This is a genomic window from Arthrobacter sp. H5, from assembly GCF_000520595.1.
GTDB lineage: Bacteria > Actinomycetota > Actinomycetes > Actinomycetales > Micrococcaceae > Arthrobacter_D.
In genome coordinates, this window is the sequence record NZ_KI915034.1 from 45768 (window position 1) to 47703 (window position 1936).

Annotated in this window: 2 protein-coding genes; both read right to left on the reverse strand. The window is 65.9% G+C overall.

Annotation, left to right across the window (positions count from 1 at the left end; genetic code table 11):
* Window positions 1-23 precede the first annotated feature (23 nt).
* On the reverse strand, window positions 24-920 hold the full coding sequence (locus Y708_RS0120310) for a hypothetical protein (RefSeq protein WP_155853971.1): 897 nt from the start codon (window positions 918-920) through the stop codon (window positions 24-26).
* A gap of 71 nt (window positions 921-991) precedes the next feature.
* The coding region (locus Y708_RS0120315; protein ID WP_028281330.1) for a hypothetical protein at window positions 992-1936 on the reverse strand (945 nt) is incomplete at its 5' end.

Consider the following 1936-nt stretch of genomic DNA (forward strand, 5'->3'; position numbering starts at 1 on the left):
CGCCATACGCCGGGCAAATCGAATCAGCGTTCGTCGTCCCAGGGGTCCTCGTCTTCAGCGAGATCGAGGGGTGGAAGTGCGGCCGTCTGCCGGGCGCGCAGGGCACGGCGGTAACTGTGATCGATCCGGTGCCGCCGGGACCCGGCCGTGATCAGCACCAGGAACCCTGCGAGAGCTGTAACGGCAGCCGCGGGCAAGGACATGGGCTGCCCAATCAAGCGCTCGATGAGGATGAACCCAAGACCCCACACGATGGCGAGGGCCACGGCAATGCGTCCGCGGTCGGTCGAACATACAACACATCCGCCGATGACCAGGACTCCGAGGCCCACCAGCGCCCACACAAATCCACCTGCGCCCAGCCAGTCAATGGATTGTTCGCTCAGCACGGCGGCGGTGTGGGTCAGGGCGGTGAACCCTGTCCAGCCCAGGAACAGTCCGAGTGGTGTGTCCACCAGCGTGCCCTCGAGCCGGGTGGCGGCGGACCAATGGTTAAGCCAGCGCAGGGAGAGCAGAAGCACTCCGAGCAGGAGGCCCAGTAGCACCAGGCTGAGCGCCAGCTCCGAGGACTGCACGCTGAGTGCCAGTCCAAGCGTCAGCAGCATTGCGGCGGTGACAATCCAGCCCAAACCACGATGCCGGGGGCTGTCCTGTTGCGACGGGAGCCACTGGTGCACCGTGTAGCCAATGAGTCCCAGGTAGATAGGCGCCCACAGGAAGATGGAGTAGGAGCCCGGGGAAACCAGGCTCCTATCGGGTGCCATGATTGCCTGATCGCGGATGTCGGGGCCGCCGAACACTCCGACCACCGATGCGGTTGCAACCAGGCAACCGATCAGGGCAAGCGTCACCACATTCCGCCGGATCTGGTCGACACGCCAGGAACGCACGTTGGCTGCGGCGCCCTTCGTGGCTGACACGGTGCGGGACGCGGCCTGTTTGCCCGACCGCGCCGTCCACCCTCCCGCCGCCATACGCCGGGCAAATCGAATCAGCGTTCGTCGTCCCAGGGGTCCTCGTCTTCAGCGAGATCGAGGGGTGGAAGTGCGGCCGTCTGCCGGGCGCGCAGGGCACGGCGGTAACTGTGATCGATCCGGTGCCGCCGGGACCCGGCCGTGATCAGCACCAGGAACCCTGCGAGAGCTGTAACGGCAGCCGCGGGCAAGGACATGGGCTGCCCAATCAAGCGCTCGATGAGGATGAACCCAAGACCCCACACGATGGCGAGGGCCACGGCAATGCGTCCGCGGTCGGTCGAACATACAACACATCCGCCGATGACCAGGACTCCGAGGCCCACCAGCGCCCACACAAATCCACCTGCGCCCAGCCAGTCAATGGATTGTTCGCTCAGCACGGCGGCGGTGTGGGTCAGGGCGGTGAACCCTGTCCAGCCCAGGAACAGTCCGAGTGGTGTGTCCACCAGCGTGCCCTCGAGCCGGGTGGCGGCGGACCAATGGTTAAGCCAGCGCAGGGAGAGCAGAAGCACTCCGAGCAGGAGGCCCAGTAGCACCAGGCTGAGCGCCAGCTCCGAGGACTGCACGCTGAGTGCCAGTCCAAGCGTCAGCAGCATTGCGGCGGTGACAATCCAGCCCAAACCACGATGCCGGGGGCTGTCCTGTTGCGACGGGAGCCACTGGTGCACCGTGTAGCCAATGAGTCCCAGGTAGATAGGCGCCCACAGGAAGATGGAGTAGGAGCCCGGGGAAACCAGGCTCCTATCGGGTGCCATGATTGCCTGATCGCGGATGTCGGGGCCGCCGAACACTCCGACCACCGATGCGGTTGCAACCAGGCAACCGATCAGGGCAAGCGTCACCACATTCCGCCGGATCTGGTCGACACGCCAGGAACGCACGTTGGCTGCGGCGCCCTTCGTGGCTGACACGGTGCGGGACGCGGCCTGTTTGCCCGACCGCGCCGTCCACCCTGCCGC